Below are 18,622 nucleotides of genomic sequence, written 5' to 3' on the forward strand. Positions count from 1 at the left end.
CATGACGGACCGTAAGACTCAACTCGCCGAAAATCTGGCGAAAGTGGAAGAGCGCATCACGGCGGCGTGCGTGGCCGCCGGGCGCAAGCGCGAAGAAGTGACCCTGATCGTGGTCACCAAGACCTATCCCGCGAGCGATGTGCGGATCCTTTCGGAACTCGGTGCGCGTCATGTCGCCGAGAACCGGGACCAGGACGCCGCCCCCAAGGCCGCGGCATGTTCGGATCTGCCTCTCTCGTGGCATTTTGTCGGTCAGTTGCAGACCAACAAGGTGCGTTCCGTGGTCGGTTACGCGGATTTTGTGCAGTCCGTCGATCGCTCCAAGCTCGTCACAGCTCTGTCGAAGGAGGCGGTGCGGGCGGAGCGCGAAGTCGGCTGTCTCATCCAGGTCGCGCTGGACGCGGAGGAGAGCGGGCGAGGGGAGCGGGGTGGCGTTGGGCCCGGCGGAATCGAAGAGTTGGGCGACCTGATCGCGCACGCTCCGGGTCTGCGGCTCGACGGGCTGATGACCGTCGCGCCGCTCACCGGACCGTACGCCGGGCGCCAACAGGCGGCGTTCGAGCGGCTGATGGATTTGTCGACTGTCCTGCGCCGCGCCCATCCGGCTGCGAACATGGTCTCGGCAGGGATGAGCTCGGACCTCGAACAGGCCGTGGCCGCCGGAGCGACACATGTACGCGTCGGTACTGCGGTACTCGGAGTCCGACCCAGGCTCGGGTAACGTCGCCAAGAAGTCGGACCACAGCAGAAAATATGGTCATTACCGCCACAGGCGGGCATAACGACCTCGTGGATCGCGGGCACTTGGCAAGTCGTCAGCCGATCCACCACAGAGCGGAGGACTCAGAGCATGGCCGGCGCGATGCGCAAGATGGCGGTCTACCTCGGCCTCGTGGAGGACGATGGGTACGACGGCAGGGGATTCGACCCCGACGACGACTTCGAGCCCGAGCTTGACCCGGAGCCCGAGCGGGACCGCCGGCGGCACGAGCCGCCGCACCAGTCACACCAGTCACATAAGCCGCAACGGGACGATTCGGTACGAGTGGTGCAGCCTCCGGCGCCGCGCGACCCGGTGTCGCATTCCGCTTCGCTCGCCGCTGATTCGGGGCGTCCGGCGCGGATCGCCCCCGTGGCATCCATCACACAAGAACGTCAAAGCCTGGAGAAGAACGCCCCGGTGATCATGCCCAAGGTCGTGTCTGAACGAGAGCCGTACCGGATCACCACGCTGCACCCCCGGACCTACAACGAGGCCCGTACCATCGGGGAACACTTCCGCGAGGGCACGCCGGTGATCATGAATCTGACCGAGATGGATGACACGGACGCGAAGCGACTTGTCGACTTTGCTGCCGGTTTGGTCTTCGGTCTCCATGGCAGTATCGAGCGGGTGACGCAGAAGGTGTTCCTGTTGTCGCCTGCTAACGTCGATGTCACGGCGGAGGACAAGGCCCGCATCGCAGAGGGCGGGTTCTTCAACCAGAGCTGAGACGCAGGACCGGAAACCAAGTAGGAAACAGGGGAGAGGGAAGCACGGATCATGAGCGTGGTCGGGCAGGTTCTCTACATCGCGCTGATGTGTTTCCTCATCGTGCTGATCTTCCGGTTGGTCATGGACTACGTCTTCCAGTTCGCCCGCTCATGGCAACCCGGCAAGGCGATGGTGGTCGTTCTCGAGGCCACCTACACTGTCACGGATCCACCGCTCAAGCTTCTGCGGCGGTTCATTCCACCGCTGCGTCTCGGGGGCGTGGCGCTCGACCTGTCCTTCTTCGTGCTGATGATCATCGTCTACATCCTGATCTCCGTCGTGAGCCGGCTGTGAGCGCGATGTCAACTACGTTCTTGCCGAATGCCGACGACTACGTTGAGGTGAAGAGATGCCGTTGACCCCCGAGGACGTGCGGAACAAGCAGTTCACGACCGTCCGCCTCCGAGAAGGCTATGACGAGGACGAGGTCGATGCCTTCCTCGATGAGGTCGAAGCCGAGCTGACCCGCCTGCTGCGCGAGAACGAGGACCTGCGCGCCAAGCTGGCCGCGGCCACGCGCGCGGCCGCCCAGAACCAGCAGCAGGGCATGCGCAAGCCGCCCGAGCCGCAGGACCAGCAGCAGGGCCCGCCGCAGGGCATGCGCGGTCCGGGCGCTCCTGTGCCCGCCGGCATATCGGGCCCGCCGCAGCAGCAGATGGGTGGCCCCATGGGTGGTCCGCCCCAGCTGCCGAGCGGTGCGCCGCAGCTGCCCGCCGGCCCCAGCGGTCAGGGCGGTCCGCAGGGTCAGGGCCCGATGGGTCAGGGGCCGATGGGTCAGGGGCCGATGGGTCAGGGCCCGATGGGGCAGGGTCCCGGCCAGATGCAGCCGCAGATGCAGCAGCAGATGGGTGGCCCGATGGGCGGTCCCATGGGTGGTCCCATGGGCGGCCACGGCCCGCAGATGCCGCAGCCCGGTCAGGGTCCCGGTGGCGACAGCGCCGCGCGTGTCCTCTCGCTGGCCCAGCAGACCGCCGACCAGGCGATCGCCGAGGCCCGTTCCGAGGCCAACAAGATCGTCGGCGAGGCCCGCAGCCGCGCCGAGGGTCTGGAGCGCGACGCCCGTGCCAAGGCCGACGCGCTGGAGCGGGACGCGCAGGAGAAGCACCGCGTCGCGATGGGCTCCCTGGAGTCCGCTCGCGCCACGCTGGAGCGCAAGGTCGAGGACCTGCGCGGCTTCGAGCGCGAGTACCGCACGCGCCTGAAGTCCTACCTGGAGTCGCAGCTGCGCCAGCTGGAAACGCAGGCGGACGACTCGCTCGCCCCGCCGCGTACCCCGGCCACGGCGTCCCTGCCGTCGCCTTCCGCGCCCTCGATGGCTCCGGCCGGCGCGAGTGCGCCGTCGTACGGCGGGAACCAGGGCATGGGTGGTGGGCCGGCGCCGGCCGGTCCCTCCTACGGCGGGCAGCAGCAGATGTCGCCTGCGATGACCCAGCCGATGGCTCCGGTGCGGCCGCAGGGGCCGTCGCCGATGCAGCAGGCTCCCTCGCCGATGCGTGGGTTCCTCATCGACGAGGACGACAACTGACGGCCTCCAGTACGCCTTAGGCGTCGGCAGCGTTCAGGGCGGAGCCCCCGGATTCCGGGGGCTCCGCCCTTTTGTGCGGTCGTTGGGGCACTTGTACGTGGGTACGCAACGCCGAAGGCCCGGGACCACCAGATTTCTCTGGCGGCCCCGGGCCTTCGGTGCGTCTGCGGCGGTCGGGGGTGGGTGGGTTTTCGCCCCCTCCGCCCCTTCCCGTCCCGTACCTGGGCCCGCGGCGGAGCCGCTGATGGATGCAGCGCCCCGGACCCCGCTCCTCAAACGCCGGAGGGGCTGATTCCTGGCGCTACGCCTTCCGGAGGCGGAACGTCAGGGACAGGGGCTCGTCCGTGAACGGGGTGCCGTAGGTGTCGTCCGGCTCGCCCTGGGCGAAGTCCGTGGCGAGGACCTCGTCGGCGATGAGGTCGGAGTGTTCGGACAGGGCCGCGATGACCGCCGGATCCGTGGAGGTCCAGCGCAGCGCGATGCGGTCGGCCACGTCGAGGCCGCTGTTCTTGCGGGCCTCCTGGATCAGGCGGATCGCGTCACGGGCGAGGCCCGCCCGGCGCAGCTCCTCCGTGATCTCCAGGTCCAGCGCGACCGTCGCGCCCGAGTCGGACGCCACCGACCAGCCCTCGCGCGGGGTCTCCGTGATGATCACCTCGTCGGGGGCCAGCGTCACGGTCTCGCCGTCGACCTCGACCGACGCCGTGCCCTCGCGCAGGGCCAGCGACAGCGCGGCCGCGTCCGTCTCGGCGATGGCCTTCGCGACCGCCTGGACGCCCTTGCCGAAGCGCTTGCCGAGCGCGCGGAAGTTCGCCTTGGCCATGGTGTCGACCAGCGAACCGCCGACCTCGGAGAGGGACGCGAGCGAGTTCACGTTCAACTCTTCGGTGATCTGCGCGTGCAGCTCGGGGTTCAGGGTCTCGAAGCCCGTCGCCGCCACCAGCGCGCGGCCCAGCGGCTGGCGCGTCTTGACGCCCGACTCCGCGCGCGTGGCACGGCCGAGCTCCACGAGACGGCGGACGAGCACCATCTGCCTCGACAGCTCCGGGTCGATGGCGGACAGGTCCGCCTCCGGCCACGACGACAGGTGGACGGACTCGGGGGCGCCCGGCGTCACCGGCACCACCAGGTCCTGCCAGACCCGCTCGGTGATGAACGGGGTCAGCGGGGCCATCAGGCGCGTGACCGTCTCCACGACCTCGTGCAGCGTGCGCAGCGCGGCCTTGTCGCCCTGCCAGAAGCGGCGACGCGAGCGGCGTACGTACCAGTTCGACAGGTCGTCGACGAACGCCGAGAGCAGCTTTCCGGCGCGCTGGGTGTCGTACGCATCCAGGGACTGGGTCACCTGGTCCACGAGCGCGTGCAGTTCGGACAGGAGCCAGCGGTCGAGAACGGGGCGCTCCGCCGGGGCCGGGTCGGCCTCGCTCGGCGCCCAGTTCGACGTGCGGGCGTACAGGGCCTGGAAGGCGACCGTGTTCCAGTAGGTGAGGAGCGTCTTGCGGACGACCTCCTGGATCGTGCCGTGGCCTACGCGGCGCGCCGCCCAGGGGGAGCCGCCGGCCGCCATGAACCAGCGGACCGCGTCCGCGCCGTGCTGGTCCATCAGCGGGATCGGCTGCAGGGTGTTGCCCAGGTGCTTGGACATCTTGCGGCCGTCCTCGGCGAGGATGTGGCCGAGGCAGACGACGTTCTCGTACGACGACTTGTCGAAGACGAGCGTGCCGACGGCCATCAGGGTGTAGAACCAGCCGCGGGTCTGGTCGATCGCCTCGGAGATGAACTGCGCCGGGTAGCGGTTCTCGAACAGCTCCTTGTTCTTGTGCGGGTAGCCCCACTGCGCGAACGGCATCGAACCCGAGTCGTACCAGGCGTCGATGACCTCCGGCACGCGTGTGGCCGTCTTGCCGCACTCGGGGCACGGGAAGCTGACCTCGTCGATGAACGGGCGGTGCGGGTCCAGCTGGGACTGGTCGGTGCCGGTCAGCTCGGTGAGCTCCGCGCGGGAGCCGACGACGGTGAGGTGGTCGTCCTCGCAGCGCCAGATGGGCAGCGGGGTGCCCCAGTAGCGGTTGCGGGACAGCGCCCAGTCGATGTTGTTGTTCAGCCAGTCGCCGAACCGGCCGTGCTTGACCGTCTCCGGGAACCAGTTGGTCTGCTCGTTCTCCTCGAGCAGCCGGTCCTTGACGGCCGTGGTGCGGATGTACCAGGACGGCTGCGCGTAGTAGAGAAGCGCGGTGTGGCAGCGCCAGCAGTGCGGGTAGCTGTGCTCGTACGGGACGTGCTTGAAGAGCAGGCCGCGATTGCCGAGGTCCTCCGTGAGCTTTTCGTCGGCCTTCTTGAAGAAGATGCCGCCGACCAGCGGGACGTCCTCATCGAAGGTGCCGTCCGGGCGGACCGGGTTCACGACCGGCAGGCCGTATGCGCGGCAGACCCGGAGGTCGTCCTCACCGAAGGCGGGGGACTGGTGGACCAGGCCCGTACCGTCGTCGGTCGTGACGTACTCGGCGTTCACCACGTAGTGGGCCGGCTCCGGGAACTCGACCAACTCGAACGGACGCTGATACGACCAGCGCTCCATCTCGGCGCCGGTGAAGGTCTGGCCCGTGGTCTCCCAGCCCTCGCCGAGTGCCTTCTCGACGAGCGGCTCGGCGACGACGAGCTTTTCCTCGCCGTTGGTCGCGACGACGTAGGTGACCTCGGGGTGCGCCGCGACCGCCGTGTTGGAGACCAGGGTCCAGGGGGTCGTCGTCCACACGAGGAGCGAGGCCTCGCCGGCGAGCGGACCGGAGGTGAGCGGGAAACGGATGTACACGGACGGGTCGACGACCGTCTCGTAGCCCTGCGCCAGCTCGTGGTCCGACAGGCCGGTGCCGCAGCGGGGGCACCATGGGGCGACGCGGTAGGCCTGGACCAGCAGACCCTTGTCGAAGATCTCCTTGAGCGACCACCAGACCGACTCGATGTACTCGGGGTCCATGGTGCGGTAGGGATCGTCGAGGTCGGTCCAGTACCCCATGCGGGTCGTCAGCTCGGCGAAGGCGTCGGTGTGACGGAGCACGGACTCGCGGCACTTGGCGTTGAACTCGGCGATGCCGTACGCCTCGATGTCCTGCTTGCCGCTGAAGCCGAGCTCCTTCTCGACCTCCAGCTCCACCGGGAGGCCGTGGCAGTCCCAGCCGGCCTTGCGGCCCACGTGGTAGCCGCGCATGGTGCGGAAGCGGGGGAAGACGTCCTTGAAGACGCGGGCCTCGATGTGATGGGCGCCCGGCATGCCGTTGGCCGTGGGCGGGCCCTCGTAGAACACCCACTCGGGGCGCCCCTCGGACTGCTCAAGGCTCTTGGCGAAGATCTTCTGCTCGCGCCAGAAGTCGAGCACGGCATGCTCGAGGGCGGGCAGGTCGACCTGGGCGGGCACCTGGCGGTACTGCGGCGGTTTCATCGGCGAGCTTCCTCCGGCGGACTTACTGCCTTCCGTCGGAGGGACGAGAGCCTTCTTGCTACGGACGCCGTCTGCGGCGCGCTCCCGCGGTACCACCCTCCTTGGCCCCCCGATGCCCGGTGTGCACCAGTGAGCCCCCTCATTGAGGTCGCGATGCCGGGTCTACTGGTCCGGGCTGCTGGGCCCGGGTTTTCTTCCGGCGGCTCCGGGGTGATCTTCGCGTCGCGCTCACCCCCGGGCTTCCACCGTCCCCGGGTCGCTCTTGGCTGCGTACGCCGCTACTCGTCCCCATCCACGCTTCTCGCTCCGCCCAGTGTACGGCGCCGCGGGGACAGCGGCCGACCGGTTTTCCGGGGTGCCCGGGTGGCCTGCGCGGTGACCCGAATGGCCAGGCGCGGGTGTCCGGATCCTGGGAGGCGGGGCGCGGCGGATTACCTGGCGGGTAGCTGGGCACAACGCATGCAGGCTTGTCACGCGGGACCGGCGGGGCGGGCGAATCGTTGGCGTGCCCCGTTGCCGCGAGCCGGAAGTCGATTTATCGTCCCAGCACGATTCGCGAGCAAGGTCACAATATGTGAAGGGGCCGCGGCCATGGTGGCGAAGAAGACCGCCGTACAGCACTCGGCGTCCGGTAGAACCACCGGCCCGGCGGCCAAGGACGTGGGCGGGAAGAAGAGCACGCACGGGGCGCCCACGACCGGCGCGGCCAAGCCGGTGAAGACGACTTCCAGGACGGCGACGAAGACGGCCACGACAGCGGATTCCAAGACGGCAACGAAGGCGGCCACGAAAGCGGCTACCAAGGCGGCGGCCACCAAGAAGACGGCCGCTACGAAGAAGGCGACCAAGAAAACGGCCCCTACTAAGGCGGCGACCACGAAGGCGGCCCCTGTGGAAGCTGTGACGGCCAAGGCGGCCACTTCGAAGACGGCGGTCACCAAGAAGACGGTGGCTGCGAAGACGGCTGCCACCAAGAAGACGGTGGCTGCGAAGACGGCTGCCACGAAAACGGCCTCTACGAAGGCGGCGGCTACGAAGACGGCCACCAAGAACGCCACCAAGAGGGCCACCGCGAAGAAGACCGTCGCCAAGGAAGCAGCGCCGAAGAAGGTGGTGGCCAAGAAGGCCGTCGGGAAGAAGGCCGCGGCCGAGAAGGGCACCAGTACGGCCAAGAAGGCGGTCGCTTCCGCGGCCGAGGGCGCGGCCCAGGCCGCGAAGACGACGGGAGCCACGACGGTGGTTGCGAAGAAGACTCCTGGCCCGGCCGCGGCAGCAAAGAAGCCCACCCCGGTCCCCAAGGCCCGGGTCGGCGCGGTGGAGCCCGGCGAGCTCGCGGTCCGCCCCGGTGAGGACCCCTGGACGTCGGAAGAGGTCGCGGAGGCACGCGCGGAGCTGCAGTCGGAGGCGCTGCGGCTGCGCACCGAGCTCTCGTCGTCCGAGGAGGCGCTGGTGGGCCTGATGCGCGAATCCGGCGACGGCGCGGGGGACGACCAGGCGGACACCGGCGCGAAGAACATCACGAGGGAGCACGAGCTGGCCCTCGCGGCCAACGCGCGCGAGATGCTCGTCCAGACCGAGCGCGCCCTGGAGAAGCTCGACGCGGGCTCGTACGGGCTCTGCGAGAACTGCGGCAACCCCATCGGCAAGGCGCGCATGCAGGCCTTCCCGCGCGCCACCCTGTGCGTCGAGTGCAAGCAGAAGCAGGAACGCCGCTACTGAACGGCGCGGGGGGGCTCCTGAGCACGTGGGGCCCGGGGGGCGTGCCGTACTCTCGTCCTCAGTCAGGAACCTAGGTCGAGGGACTCACTCACGTGACAGAGGCGGAGCGCATCATCGGTACGCCGGACATCCCAGGAGTGGCGGGGGCCGGGCCGGAGCAGTCCGACAAGGCGGCGTCGGGCGACCTGTCCGGATCCGACGAGTCGGCCCCGGCCGAACGGTCCGGCGGCGATTCCCGTGCCGATTCCGGCGCGGACTCCGGCGGTGACGGGACGCGAGCCACCGACGAGCGGCCGAAGGGCAAGCGCCGGGTCGCCGTGCTGTTCACGGTCGCCGCGCTGGCGTACGCCCTGGACCTGATCAGCAAGATGATCGTGGTCGCCAAGCTGGAGCACCACGACTCGATCGAGATCATCGGGGACTGGCTGAAGTTCGAGGCGATCCGCAACGCGGGCGCTGCCTTCGGTTTCGGTGAGGCCTTCACGGTCATCTTCACGGTGATCGCCGCGGCCGTGATCGTGGTCATCGCCCGGCTCGCCCGCAAGCTCTACAGCCTGCCCTGGGCGATCGCGCTGGGCATGCTGCTGGGCGGCGCGCTCGGCAACCTGACCGACCGGATCTTCCGCTCGCCCGGCGTCTTCCGGGGCGCGGTCGTCGACTTCATCGCGCCCAAGCACTTCGCGGTCTTCAACCTGGCCGACTCGGCGATCGTCTGCGGCGGCATCCTGATCGTGCTGCTGTCCTTCCGCGGGCTCGACCCGGACGGCACGGTCCACAAGGACTGAGCTCGCGGGGCCGAGGCGGGGCCCTCACGGGCACTGATGTTCGGGCCGTGGTCGGGGGGTGTCGGACCCGTCCGGCATACTCGACGGGTGAGCACGATTCCCGAGATCCGAACCCTGCCCGTGCCCGACGGTCTGGAGGGCGAGCGCGTCGACGCCGCCATCTCCCGCATGTTCGGCTTCTCCCGCACGAAGGCCGCCGAGCTCGCCGCGGCGGGGAAGGTCACGGTCGACGGCTCGGTGGCCGGCAAGTCCGAGCGGGTGCACGGCGGCGCCTGGCTCGAAGTCGAGATGCCTCAGGCCCCCGCGCCCGTCCAGATCGTCGCCGAGCCCGTCGAGGGCATGGAGATCGTGCACGACGACGATGACGTGGTCGTGATCGTCAAGCCGGTCGGCGTCGCCGCGCACCCCAGCCCCGGCTGGTCGGGCCCGACCGTGATCGGCGGTCTCGCGGCCGCCGGGTACCGCATCTCGACCTCGGGCGCCTCGGAGCGCCAGGGCATCGTGCACCGCCTCGACGTCGGCACATCGGGCCTGATGGTCGTGGCCAAGTCGGAGTACGCGTACACGTCGCTGAAGCGCCAGTTCAAGGAGCGCACGGTCGACAAGCGCTACCACACGCTCGTGCAGGGCCACCCCGACCCGACCAGCGGCACCATCGACGCGCCCATCGGCAGGCACCCGAACCACGACTACAAGTGGGCGGTCACGGCGGACGGCAAGCCGTCGGTCACGCACTACGACCTGATCGAGGCCTTCCGTGCCGCTTCGCTGCTCGACGTGAAGCTGGAGACCGGCCGCACCCACCAGATCCGCGTGCACATGGCCGCCCACCGCCACCCGTGCGTCGGCGACCTGACGTACGGCGCCGACCCGACGCTCGCCAAGCGGCTCCGCCTGACCCGCCAGTGGCTGCACGCCGTACGGCTCGGCTTCGAGCACCCCGGGGACGGGCAGTGGGTGGAATTCGCGTGCGACTACCCCGAGGACCTGCAGAACGCGCTCGACAAGGTGCGTGAGGAGAGCTACGCGTGAGCGGCTCGTACGGGATGCGGGACGGCTCCGACGAGGTGCCGAGCCGTTCGTACGTGCTGCGGGTGGCCGAGGACGTCGCCGACCGCGAGGCGTGCTTCGCGGTGCGCAAGGAGGTCTTCGTCGGCGAACAGGGCGTACCCGAGGACATCGAGTACGACGCCTATGACGCCGGTGCCCTGCATGTGCTGGCCGTCCGCGAGGACGGGGTGCCGCTGGGCACCGGACGGCTCCTGTCCGGCGAGGCGGCGGCCGCGAAGACCGACGGCGACCTGACGGTCGGCTCGCTCGGGCGGCTCGCCGTGACGCGCGAGGCGCGCGGGCTCGGCGTCGGCGCCGCGCTCGTACGCGCCATCGAGGACGCGGCACGCGCGCGTGGACTGGCCGCCGTGGACCTGCACGCGCAGACGCAGGCGCTGGGGTTCTACGAGCGGCTCGGGTACGTGGCGTACGGGGCGGAGTTCCCGGATGCCGGGATTCCGCACCGGGCGATGCGGCGCTCCCTGTGAGCGCGATGCGACGCTGCCCGTAAGCGGGGTGTCCGCGGCGGGGTCTTCCCCTCCGCGCGTGGCAGGCTGGGCGTCTGGCCGTCCTTGATCGCCTCGACCTCGCCGGAGCGCTGACCGTGGATCAGTTGGCCCTGCTGTTCATGCTGCTGCTCGGGGCCGTCGTGACCGTCCCGGTGGGCGAGCGGTTCGGGCTGCCCGCGCCGGTGCTGATGACGCTCCTCGGGATCGTGCTGGCGCTGCTGGAGTTCGTCCCGGACGTGGACATTCCCCCGGAGCTGATCCTCCCCTCGCTGCTGCCGCCCCTGCTGTACGCCGCGGCGCGGCGCACGTCGTGGAGACAGTTCGCCGCCAACAAACGGCCGATCTTCTTCCTCGCCGTGGCGCTGGTGTTCGTCACCACCTTCGCCGTCGCCGCGGCCGCCCAGGCGATCGTGCCGGGACTGCCGCTCGCCGCCGCCGTGGCGCTCGGCGCGCTCGTGGCGCCGCCCGACCCGGTCGCGGCGACGGCCGTGGCGGGACAGCTCAGTCTGCCGCGCCGCATGGTGTCGATCCTGGAGGGGGAGGGGCTCTTCAACGACGTGACGGCCATCGTGATCTACCACGTCGCGATCGCCGCCGCCGTCAGCGGCACCTTCTCGCCCTGGGGCGCCGGGCTCGACCTCGTGCTGTCCGCCGTCGTCGCGGTCGCCGTCGGGCTGGCGCTCGGCTGGGCCGCCGGCAAGCTGATGGACCTGCTCGGCGACGCCACGCTGCAGGTCGGGATGACGCTGCTCGTGCCGTACGCCTCGTACGTCCTGGCCGAGGAGCTGCACGGGTCCGGGGTGCTCGCCGTGCTCACCACCGCGCTGTTCCTGGCGGAGTACGCCACCGACGCCGACGCCGTCCTGGCCCGGCTCTCCAAGGCGACCTTCTGGGAAGTGGTGGAGACGCTCGTCACCGGGGTCGCGTTCGGGCTCATCGGGCTCGAGCTGCACAACGCCATCAGGACGGCGTCCGGGCGCTGGGGCGAGATGCTCGGCTGGGCCGGCACGATCGTGGCCGTCGTCGTGGTCGTACGGCTCGCGTGGCTGATTCCGGCGAGCTGGCTGACAAAGCGGCTCCACGAGACACGGGACTACGACGAGGAGTTCCCGGTCTCGTGGCGTGAGACCGTCGTGATGTGGTGGGCGGGGATGCGCGGCGTGGCCTCGGTGGCCCTCGCGCTGGCGATCCCGCTGACGATGGACGACGGGTCGCCGTTCCCCGACCGGGACGAGATCGTGTTCATCGCGTTCGGAGTGATCATGGCGACGCTCCTGCTCCAGGGGCTCACGCTGCCGTGGTTGGTCAAGAAGCTCGGGGTGCGGGCCGACATCAGCATCGAGAAGGCCTTCGAGAAGGAACTGGCGATCCGCGCCACGAAGGCGGCGAAGCGGCGGCTGCGGGAGATCGAGCAGGTGGAGGACCTGCCGGAGGAGGTGTCCGAGCAGCTGCTCCGGCGGGCCTTCGACATCGGGGTGCGGATCAGCCCTGACATGGCGGACGAGGAGCGTCGCGAGGCGTACGCGCAGCGGGCCCGGCGGATGAAGCGGATGCTGCGCATCCAGGGGGAGATGATGAGCGCGGCGCGGCACGAGGTGCTGTCCGCGCGGCGGGAACCGGGGGCGGATCCGGAGATCGTGGACCGGGTGCTGCGGCACCTTGATGTGCGCAGCCTGCGCTGAACCTGCCCGGATGTGCGCAGCCTGAGCTGAATCTGCCCGCGGGGGTTCTCGCCGTTCGCGCCCGCGCTTCCTAAGATCGCATCATGGCGCGCAATGTAGTCATCAGTGGTGGTGGTACGGGGATCGGGCTCGCGGCGGCACACGCCTTCGCGGCCGACGGGGATCGGGTCCTGCTGCTCGGGCGGCGGGCCGAGGTGCTGGAGAAGGCCGGGGTGCCGGGGGCGTTGGCCTACGCCGCCGATCTGAGTGATCCGCGCGGCGTGCGCGGCGTCGCCGAGTTCGTGGGGGACGAGTTCGGGACCGTGGACGTGCTGGTGCACAGTGCCGGGGGCGCCGGGAATCTGGAGCCGAAGGCCGAGACCGAGGACCCGCTCGAAGCCGTCGCGCACAACTGGACCGTCAACTTCCGGCTTAACACGCTGACCGCGGCCCTGCTCACCGAGGCCCTGCGGGACCGGCTCGCCTCGCCCGGCGGACGGGTGCTGTTCCTGAGCTCCATCGCCGCCTACCGGGGATCGGGCAGCGGTGCGTACGCCGCGTCCAAGGCCGCGTTGCACCCGTACGCCTTCGAACTGGCCCGGGAGTTGGGGCCGCGCGGCATCACCGTGAACGTGGTGGCGCCCGGGTATGTCGAGGACACCGGGTTCTTCGGCGGGGAGATGGAGCCGGCGCGGCGGGAGCGGCTCATCGCGGAGACGTCGACGGGGCGGGCCGGTACGCCGGGGGACATCGCCGCGACGCTGCACTGGCTGGCCTCCCCGGGGGCCGGGCATATCACCGCGCAGGTGATTCAGGTCAACGGGGGCGCGGAACGCGGGCATTGAGTCGCACGCTGGGGGGTTGAGGGGCGCGCCGAGCGTGGCCGAGAGGCTGTGCCTGAGCGGTCATGAGCTGGGTCCTGAGCGGCCGGGGGCGCCTCCTGAGCGGTGGCCCGTGGCTCTCAACCGCGGCCCGGCCCTACGTGGGGTGGCTCCTGCGCGGAGTGGCCGTGAGAGGAGCGGGTGGCCGCGGCGCCGTCCGCCCCGTCCTGCTCGCCGCGGCCCGCACCCGATGCCCGGTCCGCCGGCAGCACCGCTTCCGCCGTGTTGACCCGGGGGAGCGCGTAGGGGTGCTCCTCGGTCAGCCAGCGGATCATCTGCTCGCGCACCGTGACCCGTACCGTCCATATGTCGTCCGCGTCCTTCGCGGTGACCAGGGCGCGTACCTGCATGGTATTGGGCGTCGAGTCCGTGACCGCCAGGCCGTAGTCGCGGCCGTCCCAGGCCGGGCAGGCGCGCAGGATGTCGCGCAGTTTCTCGCGCATCGCCTCCACGGGCGCGGAGTGATCGACGTGCAAGAAGACGATGCCGGTCATCTGGGCGCTGCCGCGCGACCAGTTCTCGAAGGGTTTGGACGTGAAGTACGAGACGGGCATCGTGATCCGGCGTTCGTCCCACGTCCGCACCGTCAGGAACGTCAGCGTGATCTCCTCGACCGTCCCCCACTCGCCGTCCACCACGACGGTGTCGTCGAGGCGCACCATGTCGCCGAACGCGATCTGCAGCCCGGCGAAAAGGTTGGCGAGCGTGGACTGCGCGGCCACACCGGCGACGATGCCGAGGATGCCGGCCGAGGCCAGCAGGGAGGCACCGGCGGCGCGCATCGCGGGGAAGGTGAGCAGCATCGACGCGATCGCCACCACGGCGACGATCGCGGACACCACGCGCTGGATCAGCGTCACCTGCGTGCGCACCCGACGTACCCGTGCCTGATCGCGGTGGGCGGTCGCGTAACGGTTGTACGAGGTCTCGACGACCGCCGTCGCGATACGCACCACCAGCCACGCGGCTGAGCCGATGAGAATCAGCGTCAGGGCCCGGCCGACGCCGACCCGGTGGTCCACGAGCAGCTTCGCCTGGTCGTACGAGCCTCTCAACAGGGCCGCGAACAGCACGAGTTGGAAGGGGATGCGGCCGCGGCGGAGCAGGCCCCAGAGCGTGGTGACTTCGTGGTGCCGGTCGTCGGCACGGCGCAGCAGGTGGTCCACGGCCCACCCGATGAGCAGCGTGAGCACGACCGAGCCACCGATGACGAGCAGCGGGCGCAGCACGTTCTCCATGCCTCCGACCGTATCCGGCGCGAGGCGGTCATGAACATGCGGTCCCGGCACGGCGTCGCGGCCCGGCGTTGTCGGTCCCTGCTGGCACCATGGGGCTCATGAACATCATGCTCTTTCACTCGGCCTACGGGCTCAGGCCCGCGGTGCGTGCCGCGGCGGACCGGCTGCGCGCCGCGGGACACGAGGTGTGGACGCCCGACCTCTTCGAGGGGCGCACCTTCGACACCGTGGAGGAGGGCATGGCATTCAAGGATGAGATCGGCAAGGAGGAGCTGCTCAGACGCGCGGTCCTGGCCGCCGCGCCCTACTCCGACCGAGGCCTGGTGTTCGCGGGATTCTCCCTCGGTGCCTCCATCGCGCAGACCCTGGCGCTCGGCGACGAGAAGGCCCGCGGGCTGCTGCTCCTGCACGGCACGTCGGACATCGCCCAGAACGCGTCGGTGGACGAACTGCCCGTCCAGCTGCATGTCGCGGAGCCCGACGCGTTCGAGACGGACGACTGGCTGAGCGCCTGGTACCTCCAGATGCAGAGAGCCGGGGCCGACGTGGAGATCTACCGGTACCCCGGCGCCGGTCACGTGTACACCGACCCCGACCTGCCCGACTACGACGCCGAGGCGGCCGAGGCCACGTGGAAGGTGGCGCTCGGCTTCCTCGACCAGCTCGCGGACTGAGCCGGCGGCGTCAGGCCGTCAGGCCGCGCCGGACGGCGTCAAGCCGCCGGGTCGGACTGGGTCGGTCAGGTCGGTCGGGTCACACCGGGTCGTACGTCCGCTCCATCTTCTGCGTGCCGCTGCGGGTGCGGTACGAACGGCTCCAGGACGAGGTCGCGTCGGCCTTCGTGCGGCTGGACACGACGTAGTAGTCCATCTGCGCGCGGTCGGCGGTGATGTCCAGGACGCCGTAGCCGTGGCGGTCCGTGTCGACCCAGTGGACGTGCCGGTTGGCGGCGCGGATGACCGGCGAGGCGACCGCGGTGACGGTGCCCTCGGGGACCTTGACGAGGTCGTCGAGGTTGTCGGAGGTGACCGACGTGACGACGAACTCCGTGGCGGCCGACGCGGACAGCGGGTAGGTCCCGGCGTCCACCGGCACGTCGTTGGCCCACGCCATGTGGATGTCGCCGGTGAGGAAGACCGTGTTGCGGATGGCGTTCGAGCGCAGGTGCGCGAGCAGCTCCCGGCGGTCGTCCGTGTAGCCGTCCCACTGGTCGGTGTTGAGGGCCAGGCCCTCCTGCGGCAGACCGAGCAGCTTCGCGAGCGGCTTCAGCAGGTCGGCGGAGAGCGAGCCGATGGCGAACGGTGAGACCATCACCGAGTTGCCGACCAGCCGCCAGGTGGTGTCGGACGACGCGAGGCCCGCCTTCAGCCAGTCGAGCTGGGCGCGGCCGGTGAGCGTACGGTCCGGGTCGTCGACCTCGCCGTTGCCGACGGTGACCTGCTGCGAGCGGAAGGAGCGCAGGTCGAGGAGGGAGAGGTCGGCGAGCTTGCCGAAGCGCAGCCGGCGGTAGGTGGTGCCGGCGATCGCCGGACGGACCGGCATCCACTCGAAGTACGCCTGCTTGGCGGCCGCCTGGCGTGCGGCCCAGGCGCCCTCGGTTCCCTCGGTGTGGTTCTCGGCGCCACCCGACCATGTGTCGTTGGCGATCTCGTGGTCGTCCCAGATCGCGACGACCGGGGCGGTGGCGTGCAGCTTCTGCAGGTCAGGGTCGGTCTTGTAACGCCCGTGCCGGGTGCGGTAGTCGGCGAGCGTGAGGATCTCGTGGGCGGGCGCGTGCGGCCGTACGACCGTGCCGCGCGTCCCGTACTCGCCGCTCCCGTACTCGTAGATGTAGTCACCGAGGTGCAGCCAGGCGTCCAGGTCGCCGCGGGCCGCGAGATGGCGGTACGACGAGAAGTAGCCGGCCTCCCAGTTGGCGCAGGAGACCACGCCGAAGCGGAGGCCCGCGACGGCCGCGTCGGCGGCGGGCGCCGTGCGGGTGCGTGCGACGGGCGAGTCGGTCCCGCCGGCGGAGAAGCGGAACCAGTAGTCGGTGGCGGGCTGGAGGCCGCGGATGTCCGCCTTGACGGTGTGGTCGGAGGCGGCCGACGCGGTGGTGGAACCCTTGGCGACAACCGTGTTGAACGCCTTGTCCTTGGCGACGGTCCAGCTCACCTCGGTGTCCGGGCCGAGCCCGGAGCCGGGTATCGCCTCGGAGGTGGGCGTCACCCGGGTCCACAGCAGGATGCCGTCGGGCAGCGGATCGCCGGAGGCGACACTGTGCAGGAAGGCCGGTGCCTCGTCGGCGGCCCGAGCGGGCAGGGCGGCCGCGAGCGGGGCGGCGAGGACGGCGGTGGCGGCCGCGGCCTTGACGACCGTACGGCGGCGCGGGGCGCGGGAGTTGACGGCGCCCGAGGAGTCGGATGATCGGAAACGACTGGTCACGAGCGGTCAGGCTACCGACGTGTACACGCCAAGAGCGGGCGAACTGACAAAGTTCGCCCGCTCTTTCACTCCTGGTCGGCTAGCGCGTCGGCACAGCGCCGCTCGGCGTGTCGGTTCAGCGCGACCGCCCAGCGCGTCCGCTCAGCGCGTCCGCCGCACCGGTCAGGCCTTGAGGGCCGCCTCGATCGCCGTGGTGAACTCGGCAACCGTCATGGGCGCGTTCTGACCGTCGGAGCCGGTGAGCTTCTTGCCGTCCATGACGAGGCTCGGGGTTCCGGCCACCTCGTCCTTGTTCGTGTCGAACGTCTTCGACATCGCCAGCGCCCACGCGTCGTACGTGCCGTCCTTGACGGCCTTCTGGAACTTCGCGTTGTTCTTCAGCGCGTCGACGCTGTCCGCCACCTCGATCAGGTAGTCGTCGCTCTTGAACTTGTCGTCCGACTCCTCGGGGTGGAACTTGGCCGAGTAGAGCGCGGTCTTGTACTCCAGGAAGGCTTCCGGGCTCACGTTCAGTGCGGCGCCCAGGGCGCTCATCGCGTTCTTGGAGCCCTCGCCCCGCGAGCCGACGTTGCCCTCGCCGAGGGAGTCGCCGTCCAGGAACGTGCCGCCGACGAACTGGATCTTGTACTTGCCGGCGTCGAAGTCCTTCTTCAGGGTCGGGCCGACGGTCTGCTCGAACTGCGCGCAGATCGGGCAGCGCGGGTCCTCGTACAGCTTCAGGGTCTTCTTCGCGGTGCTCTTGCCGACCACGACGGTGGTGCCGTTCGTGCCCGTGGTGTTGGCCGGCGCGACGACCTTGGCGTCCTTGGCGGACTCCCAGTGGGTGGGCTTGTTGCTCTGCACGACGGCGTAACCGATGCCACCGGCTATCGCGAGGACGCCGACGAGCGAACCGGCCACGATGGCCTGCCGCTTGACCTTGTCGCGCTTGGCCTGGCGCTCGCGTTCGAGGCGCAGCCTCTCGCGCGCCGCCGTCTTCGCCGCCTGGCTGTTCCGCTTGCTCATTGTGGTGATCTCCATGGGGGACGCGCACATGCCGTACGCGGGATACGTATGGGGGACTGCTGTTGCTCAGGTGCCGATCTCGGGCGTACAGAACCGTTCTCGGGGAACAGGTGCCGTTCTCCGGCGAACAGGTGCTGTTCTCAGGCGAGAGCGACCGAGCGGGGCGGTCCACGCCGTCCCAGGGCGTGCACGAACAGGCGCGTACGGGCGGAGGCCGTCCGGCGCGCGGTGCGCGGCAGCCGGCGGACCGGAGCGAGCCGTACGGTCACCGAGGCGACCGCGATCAGCAGCGGCCGGAAGGTCGCCGCGGCCACCGCGCGCAGCAGCTGGTCCAGGGCCCGCTCGCCGCGGCGCAGCCAGGCTGCCGCGAGGAGCCCGACGCCGACATGCGCGCCGAGCAGCAGCCAGGCGGCGGCCGGGTCGGCGTGCGCGAGCAGGGCGCCCGCGCGGTCGCCGCCGCTCCCGGTCACCCGGGCCAGCGGCGTGCCCACACTGCCGTTGCCGCACAGGAGGTCGAAGCCGACCGAGCGCAGCGGGCCCGCGACCGGGCCGCCCGCCTTGCCGTAACAGACGTGCTGGCCCGCGGTGAACACGGTGTCGGCGGCCAGCTCCAGCGGGATCAGCAGGGCCGCGATCCGCCCGAAGCCGCGCTCGCGGCCGGCCAGCGCGTACGCGATGACGAAGACGGCGGCGGCGATCGCGGCCACGGTGGTCAGGGGCAGCGGGACCCGGGACAGCAGCACGTGCGACGCGGTGGAGAGCGTCACGACGACAGCCGTGAACAGTGCCGCGCGCACGGCTCTGAGCTGGGTCCCGGATATGTCCATAGCGGTGGAGAGTCTCCCACGCGCT

Annotated in this window: 17 protein-coding genes; 11 read left to right on the forward strand and 6 right to left on the reverse strand. The window is 70.3% G+C overall.

The genetic code is table 11. The annotated features are described in order from the left end of the window. Position 1 precedes the first annotated feature (1 nt). The 4 genes from C4B68_RS29770 to C4B68_RS29785 all read left to right on the forward strand — a co-directional run bounded on the left by C4B68_RS29770 (position 2) and on the right by C4B68_RS29785 (position 3,059). Complete coding sequence (locus C4B68_RS29770; protein WP_099501028.1) at positions 2 to 721, forward strand: YggS family pyridoxal phosphate-dependent enzyme; 720 nt, start codon at positions 2 to 4, stop codon at positions 719 to 721. Positions 722 to 850: 129 nt separating this feature from the next. Continuing rightward, positions 851 to 1,492: a cell division protein SepF gene (locus C4B68_RS29775; RefSeq protein ID WP_099501182.1), complete on the forward strand. Its 642-nt coding sequence runs from the start codon at positions 851 to 853 to the stop codon at positions 1,490 to 1,492. Between the two features lie 51 nt (positions 1,493 to 1,543). After that, the gene (locus C4B68_RS29780; RefSeq protein WP_028803186.1) at positions 1,544 to 1,828 is read left to right on the forward strand and encodes a YggT family protein; all 285 of its coding nucleotides are present in this window, start codon (positions 1,544 to 1,546) and stop codon (positions 1,826 to 1,828) included. Between the two features lie 55 nt (positions 1,829 to 1,883). Then, positions 1,884 to 3,059: a DivIVA domain-containing protein gene (locus C4B68_RS29785; RefSeq protein WP_167459191.1), complete on the forward strand. Its 1,176-nt coding sequence runs from the start codon at positions 1,884 to 1,886 to the stop codon at positions 3,057 to 3,059. A gap of 301 nt (positions 3,060 to 3,360) precedes the next feature. Here C4B68_RS29785 and ileS read toward each other — a convergent pair whose 3' ends face one another. Together ileS and C4B68_RS44850 are read right to left on the reverse strand one after the other, a co-directional pair. Further along, positions 3,361 to 6,498, reverse strand: a complete 3,138-nt coding sequence (gene ileS, locus C4B68_RS29790) for an isoleucine--tRNA ligase (protein ID WP_099501030.1) — start codon at positions 6,496 to 6,498, stop codon at positions 3,361 to 3,363. Positions 6,499 to 6,968: 470 nt separating this feature from the next. Beyond that, positions 6,969 to 7,619: a hypothetical protein gene (locus C4B68_RS44850; RefSeq protein ID WP_373682205.1), complete on the reverse strand. Its 651-nt coding sequence runs from the start codon at positions 7,617 to 7,619 to the stop codon at positions 6,969 to 6,971. Here C4B68_RS44850 and C4B68_RS44855 point away from each other — a divergent pair. The 6 genes from C4B68_RS44855 (at position 7,612) to C4B68_RS29820 (ending at position 13,067) form a co-directional block, all read left to right on the forward strand. Next, complete coding sequence (locus C4B68_RS44855) at positions 7,612 to 8,217, forward strand: TraR/DksA family transcriptional regulator (RefSeq protein ID WP_373682206.1); 606 nt, start codon at positions 7,612 to 7,614, stop codon at positions 8,215 to 8,217. The two genes, C4B68_RS44850 and C4B68_RS44855, sit on opposite strands and share 8 nt — an antisense overlap. 92 nt (positions 8,218 to 8,309) lie before the next feature. Beyond that, the gene (gene lspA, locus C4B68_RS29800) at positions 8,310 to 9,002 is read left to right on the forward strand and encodes a signal peptidase II (RefSeq protein WP_099501033.1); all 693 of its coding nucleotides are present in this window, start codon (positions 8,310 to 8,312) and stop codon (positions 9,000 to 9,002) included. An 87-nt stretch (positions 9,003 to 9,089) separates the two neighbouring features. Next, the gene (locus C4B68_RS29805; protein WP_099501035.1) at positions 9,090 to 10,034 is read left to right on the forward strand and encodes an RluA family pseudouridine synthase; all 945 of its coding nucleotides are present in this window, start codon (positions 9,090 to 9,092) and stop codon (positions 10,032 to 10,034) included. Positions 10,035 to 10,048: 14 nt separating this feature from the next. Beyond that, positions 10,049 to 10,540, forward strand: a complete 492-nt coding sequence (locus C4B68_RS29810; RefSeq protein WP_373682210.1) for a GNAT family N-acetyltransferase — start codon at positions 10,049 to 10,051, stop codon at positions 10,538 to 10,540. A 116-nt stretch (positions 10,541 to 10,656) separates the two neighbouring features. Further along, complete coding sequence (locus C4B68_RS29815; RefSeq protein ID WP_099501037.1) at positions 10,657 to 12,243, forward strand: Na+/H+ antiporter; 1,587 nt, start codon at positions 10,657 to 10,659, stop codon at positions 12,241 to 12,243. 83 nt (positions 12,244 to 12,326) lie between these two features. Next, positions 12,327 to 13,067, forward strand: a complete 741-nt coding sequence (locus C4B68_RS29820) for an SDR family NAD(P)-dependent oxidoreductase (protein WP_099501038.1) — start codon at positions 12,327 to 12,329, stop codon at positions 13,065 to 13,067. A 116-nt stretch (positions 13,068 to 13,183) separates the two neighbouring features. On the opposite strand, the gene C4B68_RS29825 is transcribed toward C4B68_RS29820, so the two are convergent. Further along, positions 13,184 to 14,341: a mechanosensitive ion channel family protein gene (locus C4B68_RS29825; RefSeq protein ID WP_099501039.1), complete on the reverse strand. Its 1,158-nt coding sequence runs from the start codon at positions 14,339 to 14,341 to the stop codon at positions 13,184 to 13,186. A gap of 98 nt (positions 14,342 to 14,439) precedes the next feature. On the opposite strand from C4B68_RS29825, the gene C4B68_RS29830 reads away from it, so the two are divergent. Then, entirely contained in the window at positions 14,440 to 15,015 is a 576-nt protein-coding gene (locus C4B68_RS29830; RefSeq protein ID WP_099501188.1) for a dienelactone hydrolase family protein, read from the forward strand. A gap of 79 nt (positions 15,016 to 15,094) precedes the next feature. Here the strand turns inward: C4B68_RS29830 and C4B68_RS29835 are convergent, their stop codons facing one another. The 3 genes from C4B68_RS29835 to C4B68_RS29845 form a co-directional block, all read right to left on the reverse strand. Then, on the reverse strand, positions 15,095 to 16,765 hold the full coding sequence (locus C4B68_RS29835; RefSeq protein WP_099501040.1) for an alkaline phosphatase D family protein: 1,671 nt from the start codon (positions 16,763 to 16,765) through the stop codon (positions 15,095 to 15,097). Between the two features lie 162 nt (positions 16,766 to 16,927). Continuing rightward, positions 16,928 to 17,770, reverse strand: a complete 843-nt coding sequence (locus C4B68_RS29840; protein WP_099501042.1) for a thioredoxin domain-containing protein — start codon at positions 17,768 to 17,770, stop codon at positions 16,928 to 16,930. Positions 17,771 to 17,910: 140 nt separating this feature from the next. After that, positions 17,911 to 18,597, reverse strand: coding sequence for a hypothetical protein (locus C4B68_RS29845; RefSeq protein ID WP_099501044.1), 687 nt, complete (start codon positions 18,595 to 18,597; stop codon positions 17,911 to 17,913). Between the last annotated feature and the right edge of the window lie 25 nt (positions 18,598 to 18,622).

The sequence above is a fragment of the Streptomyces dengpaensis genome (genome assembly GCF_002946835.1).
In the GTDB taxonomy this organism is placed as follows: domain Bacteria; phylum Actinomycetota; class Actinomycetes; order Streptomycetales; family Streptomycetaceae; genus Streptomyces; species Streptomyces dengpaensis.

Coding starts and splice junctions, on each gene's coding strand:
- C4B68_RS29770 (WP_099501028.1), top strand. CDS start 2: ATGACGGACCGTAAGACTCAACTCGCCGAAAATCTGGCGAAAGTGGAA.
- C4B68_RS29775 (WP_099501182.1), top strand. CDS start 851: ATGGCCGGCGCGATGCGCAAGATGGCGGTCTACCTCGGCCTCGTGGAG.
- C4B68_RS29780 (WP_028803186.1), top strand. CDS start 1,544: ATGAGCGTGGTCGGGCAGGTTCTCTACATCGCGCTGATGTGTTTCCTC.
- C4B68_RS29785 (WP_167459191.1), top strand. CDS start 1,884: ATGCCGTTGACCCCCGAGGACGTGCGGAACAAGCAGTTCACGACCGTC.
- ileS (WP_099501030.1), bottom strand. CDS start 6,498: ATGAAACCGCCGCAGTACCGCCAGGTGCCCGCCCAGGTCGACCTGCCC.
- C4B68_RS29810 (WP_373682210.1), top strand. CDS start 10,049: ATGCGGGACGGCTCCGACGAGGTGCCGAGCCGTTCGTACGTGCTGCGG.
- C4B68_RS29820 (WP_099501038.1), top strand. CDS start 12,327: ATGGCGCGCAATGTAGTCATCAGTGGTGGTGGTACGGGGATCGGGCTC.
- C4B68_RS29825 (WP_099501039.1), bottom strand. CDS start 14,341: ATGGAGAACGTGCTGCGCCCGCTGCTCGTCATCGGTGGCTCGGTCGTG.
- C4B68_RS29830 (WP_099501188.1), top strand. CDS start 14,440: ATGAACATCATGCTCTTTCACTCGGCCTACGGGCTCAGGCCCGCGGTG.
- C4B68_RS29840 (WP_099501042.1), bottom strand. CDS start 17,770: ATGAGCAAGCGGAACAGCCAGGCGGCGAAGACGGCGGCGCGCGAGAGG.
- C4B68_RS29845 (WP_099501044.1), bottom strand. CDS start 18,597: ATGGACATATCCGGGACCCAGCTCAGAGCCGTGCGCGCGGCACTGTTC.